The organism is Shewanella sp. QJM3NY_23 (genome assembly GCF_056173105.1).
Genome location: NZ_CM149657.1, coordinates 1705740 through 1730057, shown reverse-complemented (window position 1 = coordinate 1730057; position 24318 = coordinate 1705740). Strand labels below are relative to the sequence as shown.

Sequence of the window (24318 nt, the reverse complement as noted above, 5' to 3'; positions counted from 1 at the left end):
ACACAAGTTATCAAAGTATGACTCAACAAAAAAGCGCCTAATAACAGGCGCTTTTTTATCAAGGTAATGATGATTAATGCTGACTTAATTGAGCGTCAATCAAGCGCACACGCCATGCTTTAAGCTTGGTTTTTTACCGCCTCTAGCTTAGCTTTATGATCTAACTCGAAGCTAGGCAAGCTGGTTGCACCTTGCTTAAGATAATGATCCATCCAACGCATCAAACGCAGATGATAATCATATTGGGCGGCCGCTTTACGGTTACCATGACCTTCGCCAGGGTAATACACCAAGCGCACCGCTTTACCTTGCACTTTCATGTAGCGATACAGCTCCATCGACTGCGCCGGATGCACTCGCGGATCCTCTTTACCATGCATGATTAGCAGAGGCGTTTTAGACTGACCCGCCCAATAAATGGGGCTGCGCTCTAAATACCATTGCCATTTTTCCCATGGGTATGAGCGTGCATGCACTAGATGCATCTCGTTGGAGATATCTGTGGTACCAAACTTTGACAGTTGATTGCTCACGCCAACAAACATCACACTGGCAGCAAAATGCTCAGTTAACTTAGTCGCCGCCCACGCAGAGGCGTAACCGCCGTAGGAGCCGCCGGTGATGCCGACTCTTTTGGCATCCACCAGCCCCATATCCACAAGGTGGTCTTTAAAGCTGACTAAATCGTCAAACTCCTTGCCAGCATAATCGTTTTGCCCAAGCTTGGAGTAATCAACCCCCTTGCCTGTACTACCACGGTAATTGGGGTAAAACACCGCGTAGCCTTGCGCCGCTGCCAGCTGCCCTGGACGGGAGTAGTTGGTTAACCAACCGTCCTTATCATGGCTCTCTGGCCCCCCATGTACTGACATGATTAAGGGGTAACGCTGGCCCTTTTTATAATCCAGTGGGTAGATGAGTATGCCGCCAATCTCGACGCCATCACTGGTGTTAAATGAAATGGATTCTTGCTTGGCAAAGCGTTTGCTGTCTAGCCAAGGGTTAGAATTGCTCAAACGAGTCGCGCTAGATGCAGCGCTACTGAGTTGATAGACCTCATTAGGGTGCTTAGCGGTATTGGCACGCATCACCAAGGTGTTGTCTGAGTCTGATAAACTCAATTGTGAGGCGATGAGTTGCCCAGGTTTGACCACGGTGCGGTAATCACTGCTACCCGGTTTGAGTAAACCAACTAAAGAGTCGGTATTGATGTTGCTGATAAAATACAGCTCGTTACTCTTGTTCTTCCATTCAAAATCACTCACATGGCCCAAGTGATTGGGTAACCATGAGCTGATCTTGCCTGTTTTCGTCTCGGCCAGATAGAGGCGGCCTAACGCTGGATCGTGTTTATCTTGCGCACCAATAATTGCCACATATTGGCCATCATAGGAAAACTCTGCCGCGCCTAATTTACCTTCGGTGATAAAAGAGGTCATGACCTGTTGTTTGTTGGCATCGACAATGTGCCATTGGGATTTCATGTATTGATCGTCAATTAATGCGCTAGGCTGAGTCTTTACCAATAACTGGCTGTCATCTGCCGACCACTGCACTGCAGACACCACATCATCTATTTGCCAAGCGACTGGCGTTAGCGGTTCATCATTCACGGCCAGTTCAAGCACAAATAGTTGCTGACGGGGTAAGTCTTCTTCGTAGACCTCGGCCATAAAGCCGAGTTTTTTTAACTCATCGACACTGCTATCTTTGGCTGGTTTAGCGATTAAAGCCACCTGCTTTGCGTTATGGCTCAGGGCATAATCAACGACATCGGTTCCTTTAAGCGACAAGGTCTTAACCGCTTGCCCCCCATTAAAGGGGATGCGATACAGGGCGGTGTGTTTATCTTCACCCATCTTTGCTAAGAAATAGACTAACGAGCCATCGGCTGACCACTGAATATTCGTAATGGTCACCTGCCCAGTAATATAAGGGCGCTCAACGCCCTTACCATCTACCAAGTACAGTTCGGCCCAGTGGGCCCCATTTTCTTCTTTGTATAATTGTCGAGGCACATAGCGCGTAAACGCCACATTTTCACCCGATGGGCTCACTTGCGCCTGCGCCACCTGCTGCAGGCCGATGACCTCCTCGGCAGTCAGCACATCAGCGGCGCTGCTGCTAAAGCTCAATATCCCTAGCGATAACGCTATCGCCTGCTTAACAGTATTTAACTGTTTAATCATCATCAACATCACTCCAATCTGTTCATTTTATTGTTTTTATCTTGATCTGCCCTGCCATTATAGGTTTTTGTTAACAAAACAAAAGTACCTTAAGCAGATTGTTAACCCAAAGAGGAGACTATAATGCACAGATGTGAACGAGTACCTTTGCGTAATGCTTTAGGACAGAGGTGCCGATGACAGTAACAAGTGTCGATGAAAGTGATCGATTAAAGTAAGGCTGGCGTAATACCATGACCATTATGGTTTCGGGAGTTGGACATGACGCAAGATGAATTGATTGAACTCTTTAAAGCAAAGCACCTTTCACCCACCATCATTAATACTGCAGATGCCACCCGCTACCTTGTCGGCGGTGAAGATCCCCAAGGTAATTTTTATCAGTTAACCCATGACGATCTCAGCCCAATGCAGTGTCAGTCTCTTGATCAAGCCAAAGTTCAGCTGAAACAGATGGGCGTGTGTAAAGCCACCTTTGAGCTCTATACCGCCTACGATGAGATGATTGGCGTGGCTCCCCAACTCGATAACAAAACCAGTATTGAATTATCCCTCTAACTCAATACAGCAGTTAAATGGAAGCCCAATGAATCACGCAATTAATATGACCCAAGCGCTACGAGTCTATGGACTGGTGATCGATAAAGGCACTAAAGTCCAAGACTCAAAGAGCGCCCCCGCGCAACAACTTAGCACCGAGGGTAACGACGGCTATTACTATCAAGATATGCTGGCATGGAGCGATTTTGACGGTTATACCGCCTACCTGAAATATAATCAGGTTACTCTTACGTTGTTATTTCATGGTAAATATTTGCTCGACTACCCAAGCGACGCCAAGTTAGCTGCGTTTATCAAGAAACTGAATAAGCTGGCCAATTAGGTCGAATAAGGAACAAGATGCAACGTTTTACCAACAGCTTTCAAGGCGTGATTTTTGATTTAGATGGCACGTTAGTCAGCTCTAATTTGAATTTTAGCGCATTACGCCAGGCGATTAAGTGCCCTAGCGAACAAGATATTTTGCACTTTATTGCAAGCCTACCAGCTGCACAAGCGACCCACGCCCATAAGATTATTGAACAAGCCGAGCAGCTTGATGCGCAGCAAGCACGGCTGCTCAATGGCACCGAGGCCTTATTGGATTTCCTGTTGATGCAGCAGATCCCTATGGCAATTGTGACCCGCAACAGCAAAGCGGCGGCGATGCAAAAAGTAGCGCAAAACAATCTCCCCATTGACCTTATTCTGAGCCGCGAAGATGGCCCAGCCAAACCCGACCCCAGCAGCCTTAAACATGTGGCGGCTTTATGGGGGTTAGCGGCGGATAAAATTGCCTTTGTCGGTGACCATCATTATGACGTCGATGCGGCTAATCGCGCTGGCATGCAATCGGTGCTGTTAACCTTTGACGAGCACAAAGCTTATGAAGATCAGGCACGTTTTGTGTACCGTGATTTACAGCAGTTGTTACAGGCGATGCCGTTGATTTCGCTGTGCGCTTAAATCGTCATGGGTTAAATTGGTACCCATGATACTCATGTTGATGATATCAATGCCGATGTGTTGAGATAACGTATTGATAATCATAAGGAGTCCCCCCATGCTGCTAACCCATTGTCGTGACCATCATCAAGAGGCGTTGCAACGATTCACTCTGTTGGCAGCACTGTCATTATGGCAGCCATTATTAGCGTATCGCAGTATGCTCAAACTAGGAGGTGTCTCAGCCATGCTGCTAACATCACTTATCGCCTCCATAACAGCCAACGCAGGAACTCACATGCACAGTATTGATCTACTGAATCTCGATGACACGTCACAATCGCAGTGGCGCATAGTTAATGACGGCGTGATGGGCGGGCGCTCAAGCAGCCGGATAAATAATAATGGCAACGTCTTGCTGTTTTCTGGCACGGTTTCACTGGAAAACAATGGCGGTTTTGCCTCCATCAATCAGCCGTTAACGCCATGGCAACTGAAGCTTGAAGAGCCATCATCCGACCCACTTGTGGCGCAAAAAAGAGCCGCTAACCGCATTATTCTTACGGCAAAAGGTGACGGTAAGCGCTATCAACTGAGGATAAAAACGGGGGATGGCATGGCCCAAACCACCTATAAAACCGGTTTTACACCATTAAACGGGGAACTGCAGCAATGGCAATTTACCCCGCAACAGTTTATCGAAACCTTTCGTGGCCGCGACTACCCTACGCGTCCTAAACCCGACTTTAATCAACTAAGTGCAGTGGGGATCTTAATTAGCGACAAGCAAGCGGGGGATTTCCAACTCGAAGTGCACTCACTGCAGTTACAACTTGAATAAGGAAAGTCGCCATCCCCGTGGCAGCGGTACATTTAGCAACGCCTAAGCCTAATACATGTTTGCTGGCTCCCATTAATTTAAATTCATGGCTAATTATCCGCTTGTGCCCATTGGATATCTTTTTCACCCATAGCATGCGTGCTACACTTCGGCCATTATGTTTATTGACTGATTGAAACCAAACTTATGAAACAACTGCTCGACTTTTTGCCGTTAGTGATCTTCTTCGCAGTGTACAAATTTTTCGATATCTATATCGCCAGTGGCGCCCTGATAGCGGCGACGGCGTTACAGCTGATCATCACCTATCTGATGTACAAAAAAATCGAAAAGATGCACCTTATCACCTTCGCCATGGTCAGTTTTTTCGGCACATTGACCTTAGTGTTTCATGATGATGCCTTTATCAAATGGAAAGTGACCGTGGTGTATGCGCTATTTGCACTCGCCTTAGCCGTCAGCCAATTCATTAATAAGCCTATTTTAAAGGGCATGTTAGGTAAAGAGTTGATTGTCGCGGATAAAATATGGGCCCATGTCACTTGGTATTGGGTGCTGTTTTTTGTGGGCTGTGCTCTGCTTAACATCTATGTCGCCTTTAGCCTACCCCAAGAGACGTGGGTTAACTTTAAAGTGTTTGGCCTTACAGCCCTTACCCTACTTAACACTGTGGTTACTGTGGTATATCTCTACAAACACATGCCAGAAGAACATAAAAAGGAACTCAAATAATGTGGTATATGATCTCATCTCAAGATATTGAAAATAGCTTAGAAAAACGCTTATCAGTGCGTCCTGCACATGTAGCGCGGCTGCAAGAGTTATCCGATGAAGGTCGGCTGATGCTGGCCGGTCCCCATCCTGCTATTGATAATGAAAACCCTGGCGAAGCTGGTTTTACTGGGTCACTTGTAGTGGCTGAATTTGACTCACTGGAAGCCGCACAAGCCTGGGCAGATCAAGATCCATACGTTGCCGCAGGTGTCTATGCCAAGGTGATTATCAAACCGTTTAAACGCGTATTGCCATAAAATTGATAGGATCAAACACATTGAAAATCGTATCATTTAACATCAATGGCCTCAGAGCTAGACTGCACCAACTTCAAGCCCTTATCGATACCCATGCCCCCGATATTATCGGCTTACAAGAGACTAAGGTCCATGATGAAGCGTTTCCACTCGCTGACGTCGAGACTATGGGCTATAAGGTGCACTACCACGGTGGCAAAGCGCACTATGGGGTAGCCATGCTGTCTAAGCGGGAGCCGCTCAGTGTACAAAAAGGCTTTCCTACCGACGAGGACGATGCTCAGCGCCGCATGATCATCGCCACCTTTGACCAAGACAATGGTAGACCGTTAACCGTGATAAATGGATATTTTCCACAGGGCGAAAACATTAGCCATGAAACGAAATATCCAGCTAAACGTAAGTTTTATCAAGATTTAATGCAGTATCTCAATACCCATTGCCATCCAGGAGATGATATCGCCATCATCGGGGATATCAATATTTCTCCCATCGATTTGGATATTGGTATCGGTGAAGTGAACGCTAAACGTTGGTTAAAAACCGGCAAGTGCAGTTTTCAGCCAGAAGAGCGTCAATGGCTCAGCACGCTACTCGACTGGGGCTTAGTCGATACTTTCCGTCAATTACACCCCACTCGCAGTGAACGCTATTCATGGTTTGATTATCGCAGCAAGGGATTTGATGATAACCGCGGTCTGCGTATCGACGTGATTTTAGCCACGCCATCACTGGCTGAGCGCTTAATCGAATCTGATGTCGACTACAACCTGCGCGGTATCGAAAAGCCGTCGGATCATGCGCCGATTTGGAGTACCTTTAAATAACCACAGCTTAAACTACAGATGAGATAACTCGAGATAAATGTGCCGTATGTGCGTATGCCATCTCAAGTTCATTTGTGCTAACAGTGTGTTGACGCACGCCAATGCCAGACCTTGCTTGTGAGACACGTTAGCTGTTAGAGAAGCTTTGGAGTTAGAGCCATAACGGCCTGTTTGGCTAATGAGTCATTAAGCACTGCACCAGTAAAGTGCCCCATAAAAAAGGTTCAATATCGTCTTAGAAAGGACGTTATTGAACCTTTTTTGTACTGTTTTTTTATTCTGTACGTAACGGCTTACAGCCTAATTAGCGGCATTAACTTAAACGATATTGGCTTAAAATCCCCTCAAGTTCAGTCGATGACTGCTTAAGTGAGGTGGCCAGAACCACTGAGCGTTCGGCGGTTTCTTTAATGGTTTGCGACTGCTGGCGGATATCATTTAACTGGCCAGCAATATCACGAGCCGACACACTTTGCTGTTCGGCAGATGCCGCAATTTGTGAATTCATATCAAAAACATGATCGATTGAGTCAGCCATATTATCAATATCAGCGCCAACCGTTTCTATGGCTCCTCGGCCAAGTTCGGCCTGCTCAACAATCTCATGAGTAATATTAGCTAACTGACCAGAGCCGGTTTGCAAGCCTTCAATCATTGACTGGATTTCAACCGTCGCCTGCTGGGTGCGCCCAGCTAAGGTTCTCACCTCATCAGCCACCACGGCAAAACCGCGGCCTTGTTCACCTGCACGCGCCGCCTCAATGGCCGCATTCAATGCTAATAAGTTGGTCTGCTCTGAAATACCATTAATGGTGGTGACCACAGCGCCAATCTCGGTGGCATTGGTTGACAATGCATCTACTGCGCTGGACGCTGAGGCGATTTGCTGGGTAAGCTGGCCGATACGCGCCATCGCTTCGGTGATGCGTAATTTGCTGTCGGCCGCCGCATCGGCATTTTGTTTAGTATGATCAGAGGCATTGGCTGCATTTTGAGATACTTCACTAATGGCAGCAGTCATTTGATCCATCGCCACCGCCACCGTGTCGAGAAACTGCCGCTGAAATTTAGCCAGTTCATCATTTTGCTGCGCCTGTTGATTAAATTCATCGGCGGCATCGGCCAGCGTGGCCGCATTATTGCTTATAGCGGTGACCATTTCACTCATATTATCGGCGCTGCGATCGATTTCACGAGCTATCAGACTGAAGTCATCGGTACCAAAAAAGTTAAGCCTAAATGATAGATCACCGTCCGCTAAACGCTTAATGGCAGCATACATGTCCCACAAGCCAGCACCAAGTGAAGTTGAGATCCAGTAACTCAGTTGATACAGCGGATATAAACCTATTAACGCCAACCAAAACATCCACCAGCCATCGCCCTTAACCTCTTGCTCCCACTGGGCAACATTGGTGTTAGCCTGTAAAAATTGACCAGCGATTGGGGCGCTGACGGTGACATTATCGCCCTGACGTGTATTGACGCCGCGATTGGCTAAACTCAAGCCGTGCTGCGTGGCAAACTGCGCAAGTGTTGCGCCTGTGAGCTGTTGTGACTTGGCAATGTTGGCATAAGCGTCGAGACTGGCCTGCGCCCGTGCAACAGAGCTGCTGTGGGCATATTGGGTGAGTTGATTGAGATTAAGCAGGGCAATACTTAAGGTTATGACGCTGACCATAGCGCACACCACCCAAAATTTACCATTGAGGCTTAACTTAATCATTAATGCATCTATCTTTCTAAATTCGCTTGCTTTCATGGGAGTCCACTTATTTTTATACGACGAGATGAGCCACGAGCAGTTTCACCGACTAACGTTTCCGCATTAGCAGCAGAATGACTTGGCGATGTCTAAGATTTATATCGGCCAGGCAACATATTACTGTATGAGTATCGATAGAAAATGTGACATCGACGATGAATTGAGTATTAGGGAATACTCTGCTAAACCACATTAACTTGTGAGGCTTAACACCATGAACAACAATGTGTTAGCAGTTGCAGATACCCGCAGAGTCAAAACAGCATGATGCCAAACGGCTGAGCGCACCTAAAATCAAGGGAGGTAAGATGGCGGCGATATTAACACCCATAACAAAAGTGATGCAACACTCAAGCGGCGTTGCTGATTTGACTGATAGTTCTTTAAACAATAACGCTAAAAAATGGGGCACATCTGCTGATGTGCCCAAGTAACACTGAAATAACCCACTTTAACTTATAGCAGATCATGGGTTTACGTTACGCTACGTTACGCTACGTCATAGCAAGCCAATTAACCTGAAACCGTTAATTGACGTGGCATTACACCGACATATGAGCGTTAATCGGCAGCTGACGAATGCGTTTGCCTGTTGCAGCAAAAATGGCATTGACGACACTTGGCGCCACAGGCGGTACGCCTGGCTCACCCACCCCTGCAGGCACCGCATCCGAGGCGATTATTATCGTCTCGATTTCTGGGCACTGTGACATACGTAACAATGGGTAATCATGAAAATTCGACTGCTGCACCCGCCCCGCTTTAAAGCTGATTTTCCCCATTAAGGCCAGGCTCAAACCAAACATCACCGCACCTTCAAGCTGAGAGCGAACGCGATCAGGGTTAACCAGCGTACCGGCATCAATAGCGATAATCGATTTAAGCACCTTAAGTTTATTATCCGTCACCTCAACCAAGGTGGCGGTGGCAACAAACGCGGTAAAACTGCGGTGCACGGCAAAACCCCACCCTTGACCCGACGTGGGCTTAGGTTGACGAGTCATGGCCTGCTCTACCGCATCAATCACCCCTTTAAAGCGGGCCGTATCCACAGGATGACGACTCAGAGAGTCACCATAGTTACCATAGGTAAACCCTTGGTTTTCAAAGGTCTCGTGCCTATCGCTGCCAAGCAGCTCGCGCCACATTTGCACTGTGGCTAGGCCGCGTTTATGTGCCAATTCATCGACAAATGAGCCGATCCCAAAACCGTGCTGAATATTACACACCGAGCGCAGCCACCCGATTCGTGTATGTGCCTGTGCTTTTACTGATTCGCAGCGTAAGCTGTTGATACTCAGCGGCACATCGACAAAGCCCATGTCCAATTCTGAGGCGCTAGGCTCATCAACACTGGCGTTAAAGGTAGAACTGATGCTTGGAAAACCACTGCGTTGCAGTATGGATTCGACGCCATCGGCCCCCACTTTGCCTTTAAAATACTGGGCGCTAATGGCATGCAGATAACCGTTTTGCAGCTCATCTTCGCGGCTCCAACTGACCTTCACCGGCTTACCAGTTTGTTTGGCTAATAAGGCGGCCTCGACACAAAAATCGGGTTTCGACTTACGGCCAAATCCCCCACCGAGCAAGGTCACATGTATGATCACCTGATCAACCTTGAGCCCCAGCGCATTGGCCACGGTTTGCTGCGCACTTTGCGGGGTCTGAGTCGATGCCCACAACTCAACACCATCGGCTGTCATTCTGGCGGTAGCTGTCGGGGGCTCCATCATGGCATGAGCCAGATAAGGCACGGTATAGAGCGCACTAATGGTCTGCTCTTCTGGCCAGTCAGTATTGACAGGTCCTTGCTGGCGAACCACTTTACCGGGTTGCTTCACCCGCTCACTGAGCTCGGCTAAATACTGCTGTGAGTCATGCTCATCATTAGGCGATTTCCCCCAACTGATACTCAGTTGTTTGCGCCCTTCGATGGCGCTCCAGCTATTGGTTGCAACAACCGCCACGCCGCCTAGGGGTTGGAAACTCGGCGCACCTTTAGGCGCCGGCAAGGTGATCACATCGACCACGCCAGCGGTAGCACGCGCCTTAGTGTCATCCAGATTATTTAGGACGCTGCCTGCCACGGGAGGGCGTGTAATGCTGGCATATAGCATCCCATCAAGCTGCACATCGTAACCAAATTCTGCTTGGCCAGTGAGAATATCCTCCATATCGACAATCCCATGGGATTTACCAATATGGGTGTACTGCTGCGCCGATTTCAGCGTTAAGCTAGCAGGATCGGGCAAAGGCAGCGCAGCGGCCGCTAAGGCGAGCTCACCAAAACTCAGGCGTCGACCAGAGGCAGAATGCACTACCTCATTTTCAATGCAGCTTAGCTCAGAGGCGGGCACCTTAAGGCGCTCTGCGCCAGCTTGTTCTAGCATGGTACGAGCCATCGCCCCCATCTCTCGCATCTTATCAAAACCACGGCGAATACTGCGTGAGCCATCGGTATTTTGGCTGCCGTAACGCTCATCCGCCAGCCCTTGTACCACCACCACATTATCCCATTTAGCGCCCAACTCATCGGCCAACACTTGCGGGATCCCGGTTCTGATCCCCTGGCCCATTTCTGAGCGATGACAAGTTAAATACACCTGATTATCTTCACCGATAGCGATAAACAGATTAAGCCGAGACTCTGACGTGCCTTGCTGTGCAAGCGCCATAGGGCTCCAACTTACACCACTGGCTCCTAAGGCTAATCCGCCTCCGGCAACACCAAACAACTTTAATACGTCGCGGCGACTAAAATTTTGTACTGCAGTGAATTGACTCATACTTGTGCCTCCTGCTCAGACTCGCTATGGGCGTCGGCTTGGCTGACTTTTTGACCCGACGCCGTTTGAATCGCCGCCTTAATGCGCGTATAAGTGCCACAGCGACACAGGTTACCTGCCATCGCATCATCTATTTGGCTTTCTGTCGGTTGCGCCGTCTGAGTTAGCAAGGCCGCAGCAGACATCAACTGCCCAGCTTGGCAATAACCACACTGCGGCACGTTATGCTCACGCCATGCCTGTTTTAACGGCTCAAATGCCAAGCCTTCGATGGTGGTAACCTGCTTACCTTGTACCTGTTTTAGGCTAGTTAAACAGGCGCGTTTAGGTTGACCATCAACATGGATAGTACAGGCGCCACATAAGCCTGCGCCGCAACCAAATTTAGTGCCGGTGAGACCGACCAGATCGCGAATGGCCCACAGCACGGGCATATTGGGGTCGGCATCCAACGTATAATCTTTGCCGTTAATCTTGAGTCCTAATGGATTATTGGACATCTTATTTCTCCTTGATAACCCCGACAGCGACTACAGGGTGTACGAATAGTTAAACAGGTGCTGAGCACCTATATCTTATAAAAATCATGCAGTTGTTCTGGGGTATCGATATCAACTTTGGCGCGGGGTAAGTTTGCAGCAATCAATTTGCCCTCTTGATAACGGCGTTTAAGCAGCGCCTTAGCCCCTCTATCCCCTTTTAATTTAAGTAATTCAGTATAGTCATCACGATGAAATATCGCGGGCACCGCAGGGGCCGAGGCATAATAGGCACTAACACGGGTACTGGCTTGCGCGCGGGCGCCATACAGGGTTAGGTAATCAGTAACTTGTAAGGCAAGTTGATCGCCCAGGGTTATCATTAACGACTCGGCGCCCTTCGCCTGCGCATACTCAGTCGCAACGCCAATGGAGCTGGCCATCCCTTGTTGCCAGTGGGGGTTATCCAATACCTTGGCATCGGCAGGTAAACCGTCGATCACCGCCTCACTATGCCCACCGACTACCACCACTAACTGTGCGCCCACATGGCTGGCGACCTGGGATAAACGCCCATACACGACCCCAAGAAGCGTCTGTTTGTGGCCCGTATGTGAGTCATCAATTGAGTTGTCAGCCTTAATGGGGGCGGCTAATTTGGCCCCACCAAAACGGCGGCTCCCGCCTGCGGCCAGCAAGGCGATCATCTGTAATGGCGACTGAGTTTGGGATGACGACTGAGTTGTGTGCGTCATAACATCACCTCTTGCAACGCCCTAAGTTTGGCCTGATGCAACACCCCATGGCACTCAGACAAGATGCTCAGCGCAATCGATGCGGGCAGCTCTCCGCCCAAGGCCAAGCCCGCCGGCGCAGACAAAAACGGTTTAATCGCATCAGAGGTGAGCTCGGCTAACGCCAGCACGCGATCGCGCCTATGCCTAGGGCCAAGCAGAGCAATGTAAGCGATATTCACGCCATTGCCATGTAGCGAAGCCAAGGCCCGAGCGTCGAGGGATAAATTGTGGTGCATAATAATCGCCCCATCGAGGCCGTGCCAAAATGACGCATCTAGCGCCTCGATTGGCTGCTTAAGCACGCGGGCACCGACGAAATCATGACTACGCGCATAACTGGTGCGTTCATCGATCACATCAACCTGCCAACCTAACTCCATGGCAATACGACACACCGGCTGGGCATCCAGACCGCCGCCAAAAATGGCGATACGGTAGCGACTGCGCAGCGGGATCACTAAGGTGGTCTGTTCGCTCTGGTGAATGCCCGCTCGGTTAAAATCACTCAACTGTAAGCTAAGCGCTTGTTTATCAACTTGTGCCTGAGTGCCCCATACCGCTGTGGTTATCGCCCCTTGCGGCGCACTCGGATCACACAGGCTGAGCTGGTAATAGCACCGCCCTCCCTGCTTTAATGCCTGACTCAGGGCGGGAAAATTAAGGTAGTGGTTCTGCTGGCACAGTGGAATAAGCATCAAGTGCACCACGCCGCCACATCCCAGCTGATAGCTGGCGTCAGACTCGTCACTGGCGTCGTAACAGACACTCAGCGCCTGTTGGGTTTGTAATGCTTTTTGGGCGTAACGTTTTAAATCGGCCTCTAAACAGCCACCGCTGATCACCCCAACGCTCTTACCCAGAGAATGGATCAGCATCATGGCGCCCACTTTTCGATAGGCCGAGCCTTCAACTTGGGTGATCGCTGCCAGCACCCAGTCATCATCGGGCGCCGCTTGCCAGCTGCTCAGGAGATCTTCAATATGATGTGACATCGCCGCGTGCCTCCTGCTTGTGACGCATAAATTAAGGATAAGACCCAACCGATTGCCATACTTGTCATCAGGCAATGATTCATATCGCTGAGGCATTCGCCTGAGACACCTCTCAGTTTAGGCTGTCATTCAGCATCGGGTATTAAATGAAATGATGCCGCCGAGCACCTGTCGTGCTTGGCAAGCAAGCATTCAATGGAACCATTCAATCGATAGGTTTTCACTGTACATATCGGCCTAGCCTAACAAAGCACAGATAAGGAAACCAATATTATTGCTTGAAAAATCAAAGGAACGCCAAAGGCCATTAGTCATGCTGACGGCATAGACTAACGGCAAGGCAAAAGTGTTAGGAGAAAGCTTAGGCTAATAACTGGTCGGCAACAAAAGGATTTTGCTCGCGCTCGGCGCCAAAATTAGAGATAGGTCCGTGGCCAGGAATAAAGGTCACATCACGGCCTAATGGCCATAAGTTTTGGGTTATCGACTCGACTAACTGTTGATGGTTTGACTGCGGGAAATCGGTGCGACCAATTGAGCCTTTAAATAGCACATCGCCAACCCACGCCAACTTAGCTTGCTGATGAAAAAACACAATATGCCCAGGGGTATGTCCGGGACAATGCAAGACTTGCAGTGTTTGTTCGCCAACCGAGACGGTATCGCCCGCCGCAAGGTAACGGTGAGGGGCAAAAGGCTGCGCCGGTAAAAAACCAAAATGTTTGCTCTGCTCCGCTAACGAAGTCAACCAAAACTCATCATCTTTATGGGGACCAATAATATCAACGCCAGTGGCTTCACTGAGCGCTTTTGCACCGCCAACATGATCGATATGACCATGGGTTAACAAGATTTTCGCTATCGTTAAACCATGATGAGCCAATTGCTGCTCGATACGAGCGATATCGCCACCGGGATCGACAACCGCAGCTAACTTGGTTTTTTCACACCAAATAATACTGCAGTTTTGCTGAAAAGGTGTGACCGGCACAATTTGATATTTCATCTGCTACTTCCACTATTTCAATTAAGCATAGATTAGGATAACACGTCAGTTTTAACTAATATCGGTTATCAATATATTGATCTAGGATAATCTATGCCACGCTATTGTTTTTATATACAATTCTTGCGGGCTACATCCACTAAAAATCAAAAGGATACACATGAGCAATCGCCAAATACTGTCTGGGATCCAATCCATTAAACACACCTTTATGCTGCCACTGGATCACCAACAGCCCAATGGGCCACACATCAGTGTGTTTGCTCGCGAACTCGTCTCGCCCAGCCACAGCGATAAAACGCTGCCTTACCTAGTGTTTTTTCAAGGTGGCCCAGGATTTGGCGCCGTAAGGCCTGTCGCAAACAGCGGCTGGATAAAAAGAGCCTTGCAAGAATATCGGGTATTACTCCTCGACCAACGCGGTACCGGGCTGTCATCACCCGTTAACGCAGTATCGCTGGGCCATTTAGACGCCGCCGCTCAAGCCGAGTACCTTAGCCATTTTCGCGCCGATAGTATCATTGCCGATGCAGAAGCGATACGTCAGCAGCTTTGTCCGGGCAAGAAATGGAGTATTCTAGGGCAAAGTTTTGGCGGCTTTTGTGTACTTAAATACCTCAACGATGCCCCACATGGCCTCGAAGAAGCCTACATCACTGGCGGTATTCCCTCGCTCACTCGCCGCTGTGATGAGGTCTATCAAGCTACCTATCAAAGAGTACAGCGCAAAAATAACGACTTTTTCACGCGCTTTCCCGACGCGCAGCAATTAGTACAAAACCTCGCACAATATATCAGCACCCATGAGGTGCGTATCGCCACTGGCGAGCGACTTACGGTAGAAATGTTGCAACTGCTGGGGATCAATATTGGCATGGAGCAAGGCCCCGAAGCCGTATATTACCTGTTAGAGCAAGCCTTGATGGAGACCGACCAAGGCGTGCAGATGAATCCGCTATTTTTAGCGCATTTTTGCCAGTTACTCGATTTTAATACCAACCCGATTTTTGCCTTGCTGCACGAGAGTATTTACTGCCAGCAGCACGCATCAAACTGGTCGGCGCAGCGCGTACGAGGCCAATTTGAACAGTTTAACTACCGTGCCGATAGTCCATTTTTATTTACTGGTGAAATGGTATACCCTTGGTTTTTTGAGCAATTTACTAACCTTAAACCACTCAAACATGCTGCGCACCTGCTAGCCGAAAAAGCCGATTGGCCCATGCTGTACGATGTTAATATTTTGGCAAGCAATCAGGTGCCGGTCGCGGCAGCCATTTACAGCGAAGATATGTTTGTCGAGATGACCTACAGTTTAGAAACCTCAGCCCAAGTGGGTAACCTAACCTATTGGCTCACCTCAGAATATGAACACAATGGTATTCGTATGGATGGTGAGCGCATCCTAGATAAACTTATTGCCCTTAATCGGCGTCAGCAGTTGCGTTAACGCGCATCACGGCCAGTGACATTCGTTTACTGGCCGTGTGCGACAAACCACCTTGAGCGCTATTTACGCTTCGTTAATCCGATTGATAATCCGCTTCTCTGAGATCGGATAGGCTGTGCCCAGCACCTGAGCAAAACAGGACACTCGGTACTCTTCTATCATCCAGCGGGCATCTTGCAGCGCCTGAGGAATAGCCGCAGTTCGCGGTACCTTAGCCAGTTGTTGCTCGAGTAATTGCTGCACATTATTAATGCTTTGCAGGTGCAAACGATCGCGATTGGGATCGACCGGCAACTTGTCGAGACGATTATCTATCGCTTTGATATAACGAACTAAATCGGTTAATCGTTGCCAGCCACACTGCTCAACAAATCCTTTGTAAACCAACTTGTCGAGCTGCGCTTGAATATCACTCATGGCAAAGGCGATATCGAAGCTAATTTTACCCTTAAGGCGTTTTTTCACCTTTTGATACAAGGTTAAAATCTCTTCCACCTGCAAGGCTATCTTGGCCGCTGTGGGGTTAAGCTCTTGGCGCACCCACTCTTTTGCTTGTTCAAATTGCGCGGCGCTACGAATATCCAGCCCTTTTTCGTCCAGTAACTGCTGCACTGCCGCCGATAAAATATCATCGATCAGCTCATTAACCTGACCAAAGGGATTAAAATACATCGCCAACTTGGCTTTATTGGGCAAGGTTTGTTGCAGATGTTTCACAGGCGACGGCATGTTAAGCAGCAACAAGCGCTGCAGGCCATTTCGATGGGCGCGCTGGGCCTCATTTTCATCATCAAATAAAGCAATAGAGACACTGGTTTTATCATCCACCAGCGCTGGAAACGCCTTGACTTCAAAATTTCCTTTGCGTTGCTGATACTGCTTGGGCAGGTCGCCAAAGCTCCACTCGGTCAACGCTTGCTGCTCAATACCTGTGTCGGCCACATTGCGAATCGCCTGACTGACTTGGCCTTGCAGCTGGGTCTTGAGCTCCTCTAGGTTGCGGCCTTGGGCGATGAGCTTACCGCGGTCATCTTCGACCTTAAAATTAATCAACAAATGCGCAGGTAACTGCGACAGATCAAAATCATCGATTGAGACCCGCACCCCGCTCATGCGCAGTAACTGTTTGCACATGGCCTCGAGCAGGCTCACCTCGGTCGATGTCATCGCCTGTAAGCAGGCTCTGGCATAATCGGGAGCGGGCACAAAGTTACGCCTTAAGGTTTTAGGCAAAGACTTTATCAGCGCGATGCACTTCTCTTCTCGCAAGCCCGGCACCAGCCAGTCAAAACCGTTACTGTCTATCTGATTTAATAACGCCACAGGAATGTGCACCGAGACACCATCATCAACATCGGCAGGTTCAAAGTGGTAACTTAGGCAGAGTGTTAAATTGCCTTGATGCCAATGATCGGGAAAATCCAGCGCCGAGATATGCTCATCACTGCGTTTCATCAGCTGTGAGCGTTCAAAGTCTAAGAGATCGGGATTAACCTTTTTCTCCTGCTTCCACCAACTGAGTAATTTGGGCGCGTTATAAATACCAGCGGGAATGCGGCTCTGGTAAAAATCCACCAGTGCCTGTTCATCGACCAAAATGTCGCGCCGACGCGACTTGTGCTCTAACGACTCAATGTCTTCCAGCAACTGACGATTTTTGACGAAAAACGCTTCATTGGTACGCAGTTCTCCGTCAGCTAAGGCGCTGCGAATAAAAATTTCACGCGCTTCAACGGGATCTATCGGCCCATATTGCACCCGGCGACGATTGACTATGGTCAGGCCATATAGCTGCTGATTTTCCAAGGCCACGACACTGCCCTGCTTGGCCTCAAAATGGGGCTCAACATAGCTTTTCTTAATTAAATGGCCAGCTAAGGGTTCAATCCATTCAGGCTCAATTTTGGCGCAGCAGCGAGCAAAGAGGCGCGAGGTTTCGGTCATCTCGGCGGCCATGATCCACTTAGGGCCTTTCTTGGCTAAAGGAGAGCCTGGAAACACAAAAAACTTACGGTTACGGGCGCCGACATATTCGTTGTCTTTATCTTTAAAGCCGATATGGCTCAGCAAACCGGTTAACAGTGCTTGATGCAGGGGTTGATACTCGGCCGGTTCGCTGTTGAGTTTCCATTTAAGATCATGCACCGCTTGACGCAGCTGAACATACAAGTCTTGCCACTCTCGTACTCGCAGGTAAGCTAAAAACTCCTGCTTACACAGTTTACGGAACTGGCTAGCTGATAAGGTTTTTTGCTCAGTTTTGACATGGTTCCACAAGTTAACCCAGCCCACAAAATCAGAATGTTTGTCATTAAAGCGACGATGGGCTTCGTCCGCCGCCTGCTTTTTGTCCATCGGGCGCTCACGGGGATCTTGTATCGACAAGCCTGCGGCGATGACCAGCACCTCATGCAAACAGCCATACTCGTTGGCCTGCACTACCATGCGTGCTAAACGGGGATCCACCGGAATCGATGCCAATTGGCGCCCAAGTGGCGTCAGCTGCAGCTGACCTTGGTGTTTTTTAACCGACTGCAGTTCTTCGAGCAGCAAGAAACCATCGCGGATGTAACGGGGATCTGGCGGCTGAATAAATGGAAAACCTTCGATATCCCCAAGGCCAATGGCCAACATCTGCAGAATAACCGACGCCAAGTTGGTGCGTAAAATTTCGGGATCGGTAAATTCGGGCCGATTAATAAAATCGGTTTCATCATATAAACGGATACAGATACCTGGCGCCACACGACCACAGCGGCCAAGACGTTGGTTGGCGCTGGCCTGCGAGATGGGCTCAATGGGCAGGCGTTGCACCTTAGTGCGGTAACTGTAGCGACTGATTCTGGCGGTGCCGGGATCGATCACGTATTTAATTCCGGGCACGGTTAACGACGTTTCGGCCACATTGGTTGCTAATACGATACGCCGGCCAACGTGGCTCTTAAACACCTTAGACTGCTCGCCATAAGAGAGACGTGCGTATAAGGGCAAGATCTCAGTATCGCGATATTGGCGTTTATTGAGCTGATCGGCCACATCACGAATTTCACGCTCGCCGTTCATAAAGATCAAAATATCACCGGGGCCTTCGGCCATCAGCTCTTCTGCTGCGGCAAATATCCCCTCGGTTAAATCTAAATCTTCGTCTTGATCACGCACTAAAGGACGATAACGCGTCTCAACCGGATAGGTTCGCCCAGAGACTTCAATCACAGGCGCATTATCAAAATGCTGGGAAAAACGCTCTACATCTATGGTGGCTGAGGTGATGATCACTTTGAGATCGGGGCGCTTTTTCAGCACATTTTTTAAATAACCTAAAATGAAATCAATATTCAGGCTGCGCTCGTGCGCCTCATCGATAATGATGGTGTCGTATTGGTCGAGCCATTTATCGGACGTCAGCTCAGCTAATAAAATACCATCGGTCATCAATTTAATGTACGAGCTGGGTTTTATCGCATCGGCAAAGCGCACCTTAAAGCCCACCACTTCACCTAATGGACTGTTGAGCTCTTCAGCGACTCGGCTTGCCACACTGCGCGCTGCCAGACGACGCGGCTGCGTATGGCCGATAAGTCCACGACAACCCAGACCCAGCTCTAAACAGATTTTAGGCAGCTGCGTCGTTTTACCTGAGCCAGTTTCACCCGCAACAATCACCACCTGATGACCCGCGATTGCCCGCGCTATTTCGTCACGTTTTTGCGAGATAGGCAGCGCCTCGGGATAGTCTATTTGCGGGCGACCGCTGCGACGTTGCTCAACCTTGTCCCAAGCGGCAACTGCCAGCGCTTCAAGTTTGACCAATTCATCCCGCTTCTTATCGGAATCGGCTTGCTTATTTAAGCGAAAGAGACGACGCCTAATTTTAGAGGCATCCGCTTGATAACATTGCTTTAAGAAGGCATTAGACAGGGGGTGAAGTGGCGAATTCAAATGCAAAACCCATAAAAGAAAAACACAAGGCTGCGATCCTACCAATTAACGCACGCTATTGGTATGGCAAATGGTGCATTTCTGCAGGAGATAAGCCTCACCCTCGCGTCACTTTAATTCACGCACCTTTAAAATAACGCGACGAGAAGCAAGGAGTAATAATGCCTAAGCAGGCTTGAGATAGCAGGCTTGCATCGACAGATTTATCGCTTTGAGCACCGCATTACGATCGACTATGCCGACCACCTTGCCCTGCTCTACCACTGGGTAGATTTTGGGTTTAGCCTGTAACATCTGTTCCGCTAGGGTGATGATTGGCGTGTCTTGGGTAACACTTAATACGTCACTGCGCATGCAATCGCTAACATTAGCCGTTAAATCACAGTGATACGAGCTTTTTAACATCACAGCTAAACAATCTTGTTGCGACAGAAACCCCACTAAATTGCCCCCATGATCCACCACAGCTGCCCCGAGTTTTTTTTGTGTCAGCAGCTTTTCTACCGCCGCGGCCAGTGTCATATCCGGATGTAATAACACGGGTTGACGGTCCATATAATCAACGACTTTCATCGATTCCATAGTGTAGCTCCTAGGATTGTGTGCACTAATACCAATCGCATGAATTAATAAATCACTCTTAATGGCTAACCTACGTTACTAAGAGCTTATCAATTTAATAACTCAACTTATGCCTGACTTAAATCAGCAGATCTAAGCAAGCCTGCTTTTTTATCATCAACAAAAATAGTCCACTTATTTATTTGATTGGCCATAGTAAGTGTATATAAGGTTGGCAATATCAACCGAGAATTTTGCTTAACTTTTTATGTAACGGCGGCCTATTAAAGGACTTTTAAGAGCGGCTTGTTTGATGCGACGCATGATTGCACGCTGTTTGTGTGCATTAAGTTTAAACCATCACAACCTAATACCAACGACTGACGTCTTGATGACATAAGCTGGCACGCTGATCTGCGCTAGCTCACATAAGCGCAAAAAAACGCGACATTTTGTCCCAAACGTGAGCATAAACATGATCTGCCTCATACGAATTAACTGAAAAGTATCGACTCGATCACAACTTCCCAAAAGCTTGATACATATCAACAAATATACCTAAATTGCGGCCTACACTTAGTTATCGAATCGATACATCACATTTCAGCATCAGAATGACAACAAAGGGTCAACCATGGACACACATGCCGCCTTATACCAACAGGGTCAAGCGCGTCTCGAGATGTTGCGCAGCTTATCACCCCGTCATGCCCATTCTTTGCAAAGCAAAATGGAAGAGCATGGCATTTCACGCCGAGACTTCATGAAGTGGAGCGCTGCAGTAACTGCAATGCTGGCTTTACCACTTCCATTTAGCACCTTAGTGGCCGAAGCCGCCGAACTGGCCGATAGAGTGCCACTGATTTGGTTGCATATGGCCGAATGTACCGGTTGCTCCGAATCACTGATACGCGCCGATACCCCTAACCTAGATTCACTAATCTTTGACCATGTGTCATTGGAATACCACGAAACCTTAATGGCCGCAGCAGGCTGGCAAGCAGAAGAGAACCTCGAGCATGCCCTAGAAGCCTATAAAGGTAACTACCTGCTGGCGGTTGAAGGGGCGATACCCACGGCCAATAATGGCGCCTGCCTCACCGTAGGCTGTAAAGGCCATACGGGACTTCACATTGTTAAACATGCCGCCGAAGGCGCCGCTGCCATTATCTCAGTCGGCACCTGTGCAGCCTTTGGTGGCGTCCAGGCCGCAGCGCCTAACCCAACGGGCGCTAAAGGGGTTGACCAAGTGGTCAATAAGACGGTGGTTAACTTAGGTGGTTGCCCACCCAGTGAGAAAAACATTGTCGGAACGCTGATGTATTTCATCATGTTTGGCCAATTACCCGCCTTAGACATGTTTAACCGGCCTAAGTGGGCCTATGGTGCTCGGGTCCACGATAACTGTGAACGTCGTGGTCGTTTCGATGCTGGTGAATTTGTCGAAGAGTTCGGTGACAGCGGGGCCAAAGAGGGTTTCTGTTTATACAAGGTGGGTTGTAAAGGTCCGTACACCTACAACAACTGCCCTACCGAACGATTTAATCATCACACCAGTTGGCCTGTATTGGCCGGCCATGGCTGTATGGGCTGCTCTGAGCCCAACTTCTGGGATGATATGGCTGATTTTGAGAAGCCTCTAGGCAGACAGTTACTTCACGGACTCGATGCCACCGCCGACACTGTCGGAGCCGTTATTTTAGGGGCGACAGCCATTGGTATCGGCGCCCATGCAGTTGCCAGCGTATTTGCCAATTCGAAAGAGGACTAGTTAAATGAGCAAACGTGTAGTTATCGACCCCATCACTCGCATCGAAGGCCATTTACGCGTCGAAGTTGAAGTTGATGAAAATAATGTTGTTCAAAAGGCCTGGTCCTCATCCACCTTGTGGCGCGGTATTGAGGTGATCCTCAAGGGACGTACCCCCATGGATGTCGGCCTCATCGTACAGCGCATCTGTGGTGTGTGTACCTATTCCCATTACCGCTGCGGCACAGAAGCGGTTGAAAATGCGCTTGGATTAACCATTCCACTGAATGCCAAATACCTGCGTTCTTTAATGCTGACATCACTGTACATGCATGATCATATTGTCCATTTCTATCACCTACATGGGCTAGATTGGGTCGATGTGGTCTCGGCATTAAGCGCCGATCCTGCCGCGGCTGCCCAAGTGGCACTCAAGTATACCGATAAACCAATTGCGGCCGGTGAAGGTGAACTTAGAGCAGTACAAGAGCGGGTTAAAGGCTTTGTCGAAACGGGTAAGCTTGGCCCCTTTGCCAACGCTTATTGGGGCAACCGCACTTATAAGTTTACCCCAGAGCAAAATCTGATCGCCCTATCGCACTACCTAAAAGCACTTGAAGTGCAGCGGGTGGCCGCAGAAATGATGGCGATTTTCGGTGGTAAGCAGCCCCATCCACAATCCTTAGTGGTCGGCGGCGTGACCTCGGTACGTGATATGTTAAGCCCTGCTCGCCTGCAAGAGTGGAAGCAAAAACACGCCACTGTAACGGACTTTATTCGCCGTGCCTATCAAGCCGATATCGTCATGGCAGCCGACGCCTTTGGTAACGAGCCAAGCGTATTAGGTGGGGTCAACGTGAAAAACTTCATGGCGACCAATGACTTTATTTTGGCCAATGGCGAATACCTGTTTGACCAAGGGGTGATCATGAATGGCGATTTAGCCAATGTCAGCGACCTCAATCCCGACTTGATTAAGGAAGATGTCAGCCATGCATGGTATGAAGCTGACGGACCGCAACATCCCTATGATGGCACCACCATCCCAAACTACACCGGCTTTGTTGAACGCGACACGGTATACGGCAAACTGCCCACCCTAGACGGTGACGGTAAATACTCTTGGGTGAAATCACCGCGTTATCAAGGTGAACCCGTTGAAGTAGGCCCACTGGCTTGTCTGTTGGTCAGCTACGCACGTGGTAACGAAGTGGTCGTCAAGGCGGTTAATGGGTTACTCGAAGCAACCGGCCTACCCGTTGAAGCCTTGTTTACCACCCTTGGGCGGACCGCGGCGCGCATGCTACAAACCTTGATTGTGGCCGAGGAGGGCTTAAAAACCTTCGAGGCACTTATCCAAAACATTCAAGTGGATGAAAGCACCTATGTGAAGCCCGAGATGGACCCAGACCGTGAATATGTCGGCCACGCCATGATTGAGGCGCCGCGGGGGGCTCTCAGCCACTGGATCCGCATTAAAAATGGCTTAGTGGAAAATTACCAAGCCGTAGTGCCCACCACGTGGAATGCTGGCCCTGTCGATAATGAAGGTAAGGTGGGTCCCTATGAGGCGGCGCTCATCGGATTGCAACTGGAAGATCCCACTAAGCCGCTGGAAGTGATCCGAATTATTCACTCGTTTGACCCTTGTATGGCGTGTTCTGTCCATGTAATGGATTACAAAGGCCAAGATTTGGGTGAATTCCGACTCGATGCCAACAGTAACACCTAAGGAGCAACTCATGGATACACCAACTGTACCCTATGAGAGAGCCTTTATATTTAGCGCCGCGATCAGAATTTTTCACTGGTTGCGAGCGCTAGCCATACTGGTTCTTGTCATTACGGGGTTCTATATCGCCTGGCCATTCTTGGTTGCGCCCAGCAGCTCAGATGTACTGGTGCAAGGCTGGATACGTTTTGCTCACATCGTGTTTGGCTTTGTACTGTGCGCCATCACTGTGGTGCGAGCTTATCTGTTCTTCTTTGCTAAGAGCGATATTGAGCGGCGCTCCTTTAAAGATGTCACCAGTATCAAGAGTTGGATTGTGCAGCTCAAATCCTATCTGTGGATGGGACACCTTGATAAAAAAGGCGTTTATGGCCCATTGCAATTTGTGACCTACTTAGTGATTTCACTCATTGCGGCGTTAATCTGCATCACAGGTCTCGTCCTCTATGCTAATGTCTATCATCTGGGGCTCGGTGGCCTCATGTGGGAGCCTGCCGCATGGATAACCGCGCAGATGGGTGGTTTAGCACAAGTGCGTATTTGGCATCACTACTTTACTTGGGTGTTTGTCATCTTTGTGGTGATCCACGTCTATATGGCGGTGTGGACTGGTATTCGATTTAAACATAACTCGGTTGACTCTATCGTGTCTGGATACGATTATCACCCCAAAAAGCATTAACAA

General features: G+C 49.0%; 21 protein-coding genes. 12 read left to right on the top strand and 9 right to left on the bottom strand.

Features of this window, described 5'->3' with window-relative positions; genetic code table 11:
• Window positions 1-119 precede the first annotated feature (119 nt).
• Complete coding sequence (locus AC0VXX_RS07950; RefSeq protein ID WP_475516967.1) at window positions 120-2189, bottom strand: S9 family peptidase; 2070 nt, start codon at window positions 2187-2189, stop codon at window positions 120-122.
• Window positions 2190-2450: 261 nt separating this feature from the next.
• Here AC0VXX_RS07950 and AC0VXX_RS07945 point away from each other — a divergent pair, with 261 nt between their 5' ends.
• The 7 genes from AC0VXX_RS07945 (at window position 2451) to xthA (ending at window position 6373) form a co-directional block, all read left to right on the top strand.
• Window positions 2451-2747 carry a DUF6482 family protein gene (locus AC0VXX_RS07945; RefSeq protein ID WP_475516665.1) on the top strand — a complete coding sequence of 99 codons (297 nt, stop codon included), beginning with the start codon at window positions 2451-2453 and terminating at the stop codon, window positions 2745-2747.
• A 28-nt stretch (window positions 2748-2775) separates the two neighbouring features.
• On the top strand, window positions 2776-3072 hold the full coding sequence (locus AC0VXX_RS07940; RefSeq protein ID WP_475516664.1) for a DUF3081 family protein: 297 nt from the start codon (window positions 2776-2778) through the stop codon (window positions 3070-3072).
• A gap of 17 nt (window positions 3073-3089) precedes the next feature.
• Window positions 3090-3695 (top strand): HAD family hydrolase, encoded by a 606-nt coding sequence (locus AC0VXX_RS07935; RefSeq protein ID WP_475516663.1) that lies wholly within the window; start codon window positions 3090-3092, stop codon window positions 3693-3695.
• 97 nt (window positions 3696-3792) lie between these two features.
• Entirely contained in the window at window positions 3793-4515 is a 723-nt protein-coding gene (locus AC0VXX_RS07930) for a CIA30 family protein (RefSeq protein ID WP_475516662.1), read from the top strand.
• A gap of 186 nt (window positions 4516-4701) precedes the next feature.
• Complete coding sequence (locus tag AC0VXX_RS07925; RefSeq protein WP_475516661.1) at window positions 4702-5247, top strand: septation protein A; 546 nt, start codon at window positions 4702-4704, stop codon at window positions 5245-5247.
• Complete coding sequence (locus AC0VXX_RS07920; protein ID WP_475516660.1) at window positions 5247-5546, top strand: YciI family protein; 300 nt, start codon at window positions 5247-5249, stop codon at window positions 5544-5546. The genes AC0VXX_RS07925 and AC0VXX_RS07920 overlap by 1 nt, the downstream gene beginning before the upstream one ends.
• Window positions 5547-5566: 20 nt before the next feature.
• The gene (xthA, locus tag AC0VXX_RS07915) at window positions 5567-6373 is read left to right on the top strand and encodes an exodeoxyribonuclease III (RefSeq protein ID WP_475516659.1); all 807 of its coding nucleotides are present in this window, start codon (window positions 5567-5569) and stop codon (window positions 6371-6373) included.
• Between the two features lie 313 nt (window positions 6374-6686).
• Here the strand turns inward: xthA and AC0VXX_RS07910 are convergent, their stop codons facing one another.
• Window positions 6687-8135, bottom strand: coding sequence for a methyl-accepting chemotaxis protein (locus tag AC0VXX_RS07910; protein WP_475516658.1), 1449 nt, complete (start codon window positions 8133-8135; stop codon window positions 6687-6689).
• 311 nt (window positions 8136-8446) lie between these two features.
• On the opposite strand from AC0VXX_RS07910, the gene AC0VXX_RS07905 reads away from it, so the two are divergent.
• Entirely contained in the window at window positions 8447-8572 is a 126-nt protein-coding gene (locus AC0VXX_RS07905; RefSeq protein ID WP_475516657.1) for a hypothetical protein, read from the top strand.
• 108 nt (window positions 8573-8680) lie between these two features.
• Here AC0VXX_RS07905 and AC0VXX_RS07900 read toward each other — a convergent pair whose 3' ends face one another.
• The 5 genes from AC0VXX_RS07900 to AC0VXX_RS07880 form a co-directional block, all read right to left on the bottom strand.
• Window positions 8681-10927 (bottom strand): xanthine dehydrogenase family protein molybdopterin-binding subunit, encoded by a 2247-nt coding sequence (locus AC0VXX_RS07900; RefSeq protein ID WP_475516656.1) that lies wholly within the window; start codon window positions 10925-10927, stop codon window positions 8681-8683.
• Window positions 10924-11427, bottom strand: a complete 504-nt coding sequence (locus AC0VXX_RS07895) for a (2Fe-2S)-binding protein (protein ID WP_475516655.1) — start codon at window positions 11425-11427, stop codon at window positions 10924-10926. Before AC0VXX_RS07895 ends, AC0VXX_RS07900 begins: the two co-directional genes overlap by 4 nt.
• Before the next feature lie 68 nt (window positions 11428-11495).
• Window positions 11496-12161, bottom strand: a complete 666-nt coding sequence (locus AC0VXX_RS07890; RefSeq protein WP_475516654.1) for a nucleotidyltransferase family protein — start codon at window positions 12159-12161, stop codon at window positions 11496-11498.
• Window positions 12158-13195, bottom strand: coding sequence for an XdhC family protein (locus AC0VXX_RS07885; protein WP_475516653.1), 1038 nt, complete (start codon window positions 13193-13195; stop codon window positions 12158-12160). The genes AC0VXX_RS07890 and AC0VXX_RS07885 overlap by 4 nt, the downstream gene beginning before the upstream one ends.
• A gap of 361 nt (window positions 13196-13556) precedes the next feature.
• Window positions 13557-14201, bottom strand: coding sequence for an MBL fold metallo-hydrolase (locus AC0VXX_RS07880; RefSeq protein ID WP_475516652.1), 645 nt, complete (start codon window positions 14199-14201; stop codon window positions 13557-13559).
• Window positions 14202-14361: 160 nt separating this feature from the next.
• On the opposite strand from AC0VXX_RS07880, the gene AC0VXX_RS07875 reads away from it, so the two are divergent.
• Complete coding sequence (locus AC0VXX_RS07875) at window positions 14362-15651, top strand: alpha/beta fold hydrolase (RefSeq protein WP_475516651.1); 1290 nt, start codon at window positions 14362-14364, stop codon at window positions 15649-15651.
• A gap of 63 nt (window positions 15652-15714) precedes the next feature.
• On the opposite strand, the gene hrpA is transcribed toward AC0VXX_RS07875, so the two are convergent.
• Both hrpA and AC0VXX_RS07865 read right to left on the bottom strand, forming a co-directional pair.
• Complete coding sequence (gene hrpA / locus AC0VXX_RS07870; protein ID WP_475516650.1) at window positions 15715-19590, bottom strand: ATP-dependent RNA helicase HrpA; 3876 nt, start codon at window positions 19588-19590, stop codon at window positions 15715-15717.
• Window positions 19591-19755: 165 nt separating this feature from the next.
• Window positions 19756-20172: a CBS domain-containing protein gene (locus tag AC0VXX_RS07865; RefSeq protein ID WP_475516649.1), complete on the bottom strand. Its 417-nt coding sequence runs from the start codon at window positions 20170-20172 to the stop codon at window positions 19756-19758.
• Between the two features lie 613 nt (window positions 20173-20785).
• Here AC0VXX_RS07865 and hyaA point away from each other — a divergent pair.
• From hyaA to cybH, 3 genes are read left to right on the top strand one after another with little or no spacing between them, the layout of a single operon-like run.
• Window positions 20786-21922 carry a nickel-dependent hydrogenase small subunit gene (gene hyaA, locus AC0VXX_RS07860; protein ID WP_475516648.1) on the top strand — a complete coding sequence of 379 codons (1137 nt, stop codon included), beginning with the start codon at window positions 20786-20788 and terminating at the stop codon, window positions 21920-21922.
• Between the two features lie 4 nt (window positions 21923-21926).
• Entirely contained in the window at window positions 21927-23633 is a 1707-nt protein-coding gene (hyaB, locus tag AC0VXX_RS07855; protein WP_475516647.1) for a nickel-dependent hydrogenase large subunit, read from the top strand.
• A gap of 10 nt (window positions 23634-23643) precedes the next feature.
• A complete protein-coding gene (cybH, locus tag AC0VXX_RS07850) occupies window positions 23644-24315 on the top strand; it encodes a Ni/Fe-hydrogenase, b-type cytochrome subunit (RefSeq protein ID WP_110458096.1) in 672 nt (223 codons plus the stop codon).
• The last annotated feature ends 3 nt before the right edge of the window (window positions 24316-24318 follow it).

Coding starts and splice junctions, on each gene's coding strand:
- AC0VXX_RS07950 (WP_475516967.1), bottom strand. CDS start 2,189: ATGATTAAACAGTTAAATACTGTTAAGCAGGCGATAGCGTTATCGCTA.
- AC0VXX_RS07945 (WP_475516665.1), top strand. CDS start 2,451: ATGACGCAAGATGAATTGATTGAACTCTTTAAAGCAAAGCACCTTTCA.
- AC0VXX_RS07940 (WP_475516664.1), top strand. CDS start 2,776: ATGAATCACGCAATTAATATGACCCAAGCGCTACGAGTCTATGGACTG.
- AC0VXX_RS07935 (WP_475516663.1), top strand. CDS start 3,090: ATGCAACGTTTTACCAACAGCTTTCAAGGCGTGATTTTTGATTTAGAT.
- AC0VXX_RS07930 (WP_475516662.1), top strand. CDS start 3,793: ATGCTGCTAACCCATTGTCGTGACCATCATCAAGAGGCGTTGCAACGA.
- AC0VXX_RS07925 (WP_475516661.1), top strand. CDS start 4,702: ATGAAACAACTGCTCGACTTTTTGCCGTTAGTGATCTTCTTCGCAGTG.
- AC0VXX_RS07920 (WP_475516660.1), top strand. CDS start 5,247: ATGTGGTATATGATCTCATCTCAAGATATTGAAAATAGCTTAGAAAAA.
- AC0VXX_RS07910 (WP_475516658.1), bottom strand. CDS start 8,135: ATGAAAGCAAGCGAATTTAGAAAGATAGATGCATTAATGATTAAGTTA.
- AC0VXX_RS07905 (WP_475516657.1), top strand. CDS start 8,447: ATGGCGGCGATATTAACACCCATAACAAAAGTGATGCAACACTCAAGC.
- AC0VXX_RS07900 (WP_475516656.1), bottom strand. CDS start 10,927: ATGAGTCAATTCACTGCAGTACAAAATTTTAGTCGCCGCGACGTATTA.
- AC0VXX_RS07895 (WP_475516655.1), bottom strand. CDS start 11,427: ATGTCCAATAATCCATTAGGACTCAAGATTAACGGCAAAGATTATACG.
- AC0VXX_RS07890 (WP_475516654.1), bottom strand. CDS start 12,161: ATGACGCACACAACTCAGTCGTCATCCCAAACTCAGTCGCCATTACAG.
- AC0VXX_RS07885 (WP_475516653.1), bottom strand. CDS start 13,195: ATGTCACATCATATTGAAGATCTCCTGAGCAGCTGGCAAGCGGCGCCC.
- AC0VXX_RS07880 (WP_475516652.1), bottom strand. CDS start 14,201: ATGAAATATCAAATTGTGCCGGTCACACCTTTTCAGCAAAACTGCAGT.
- AC0VXX_RS07875 (WP_475516651.1), top strand. CDS start 14,362: ATGAGCAATCGCCAAATACTGTCTGGGATCCAATCCATTAAACACACC.
- AC0VXX_RS07865 (WP_475516649.1), bottom strand. CDS start 20,172: ATGGAATCGATGAAAGTCGTTGATTATATGGACCGTCAACCCGTGTTA.
- hyaA (WP_475516648.1), top strand. CDS start 20,786: ATGGACACACATGCCGCCTTATACCAACAGGGTCAAGCGCGTCTCGAG.
- hyaB (WP_475516647.1), top strand. CDS start 21,927: ATGAGCAAACGTGTAGTTATCGACCCCATCACTCGCATCGAAGGCCAT.
- cybH (WP_110458096.1), top strand. CDS start 23,644: ATGGATACACCAACTGTACCCTATGAGAGAGCCTTTATATTTAGCGCC.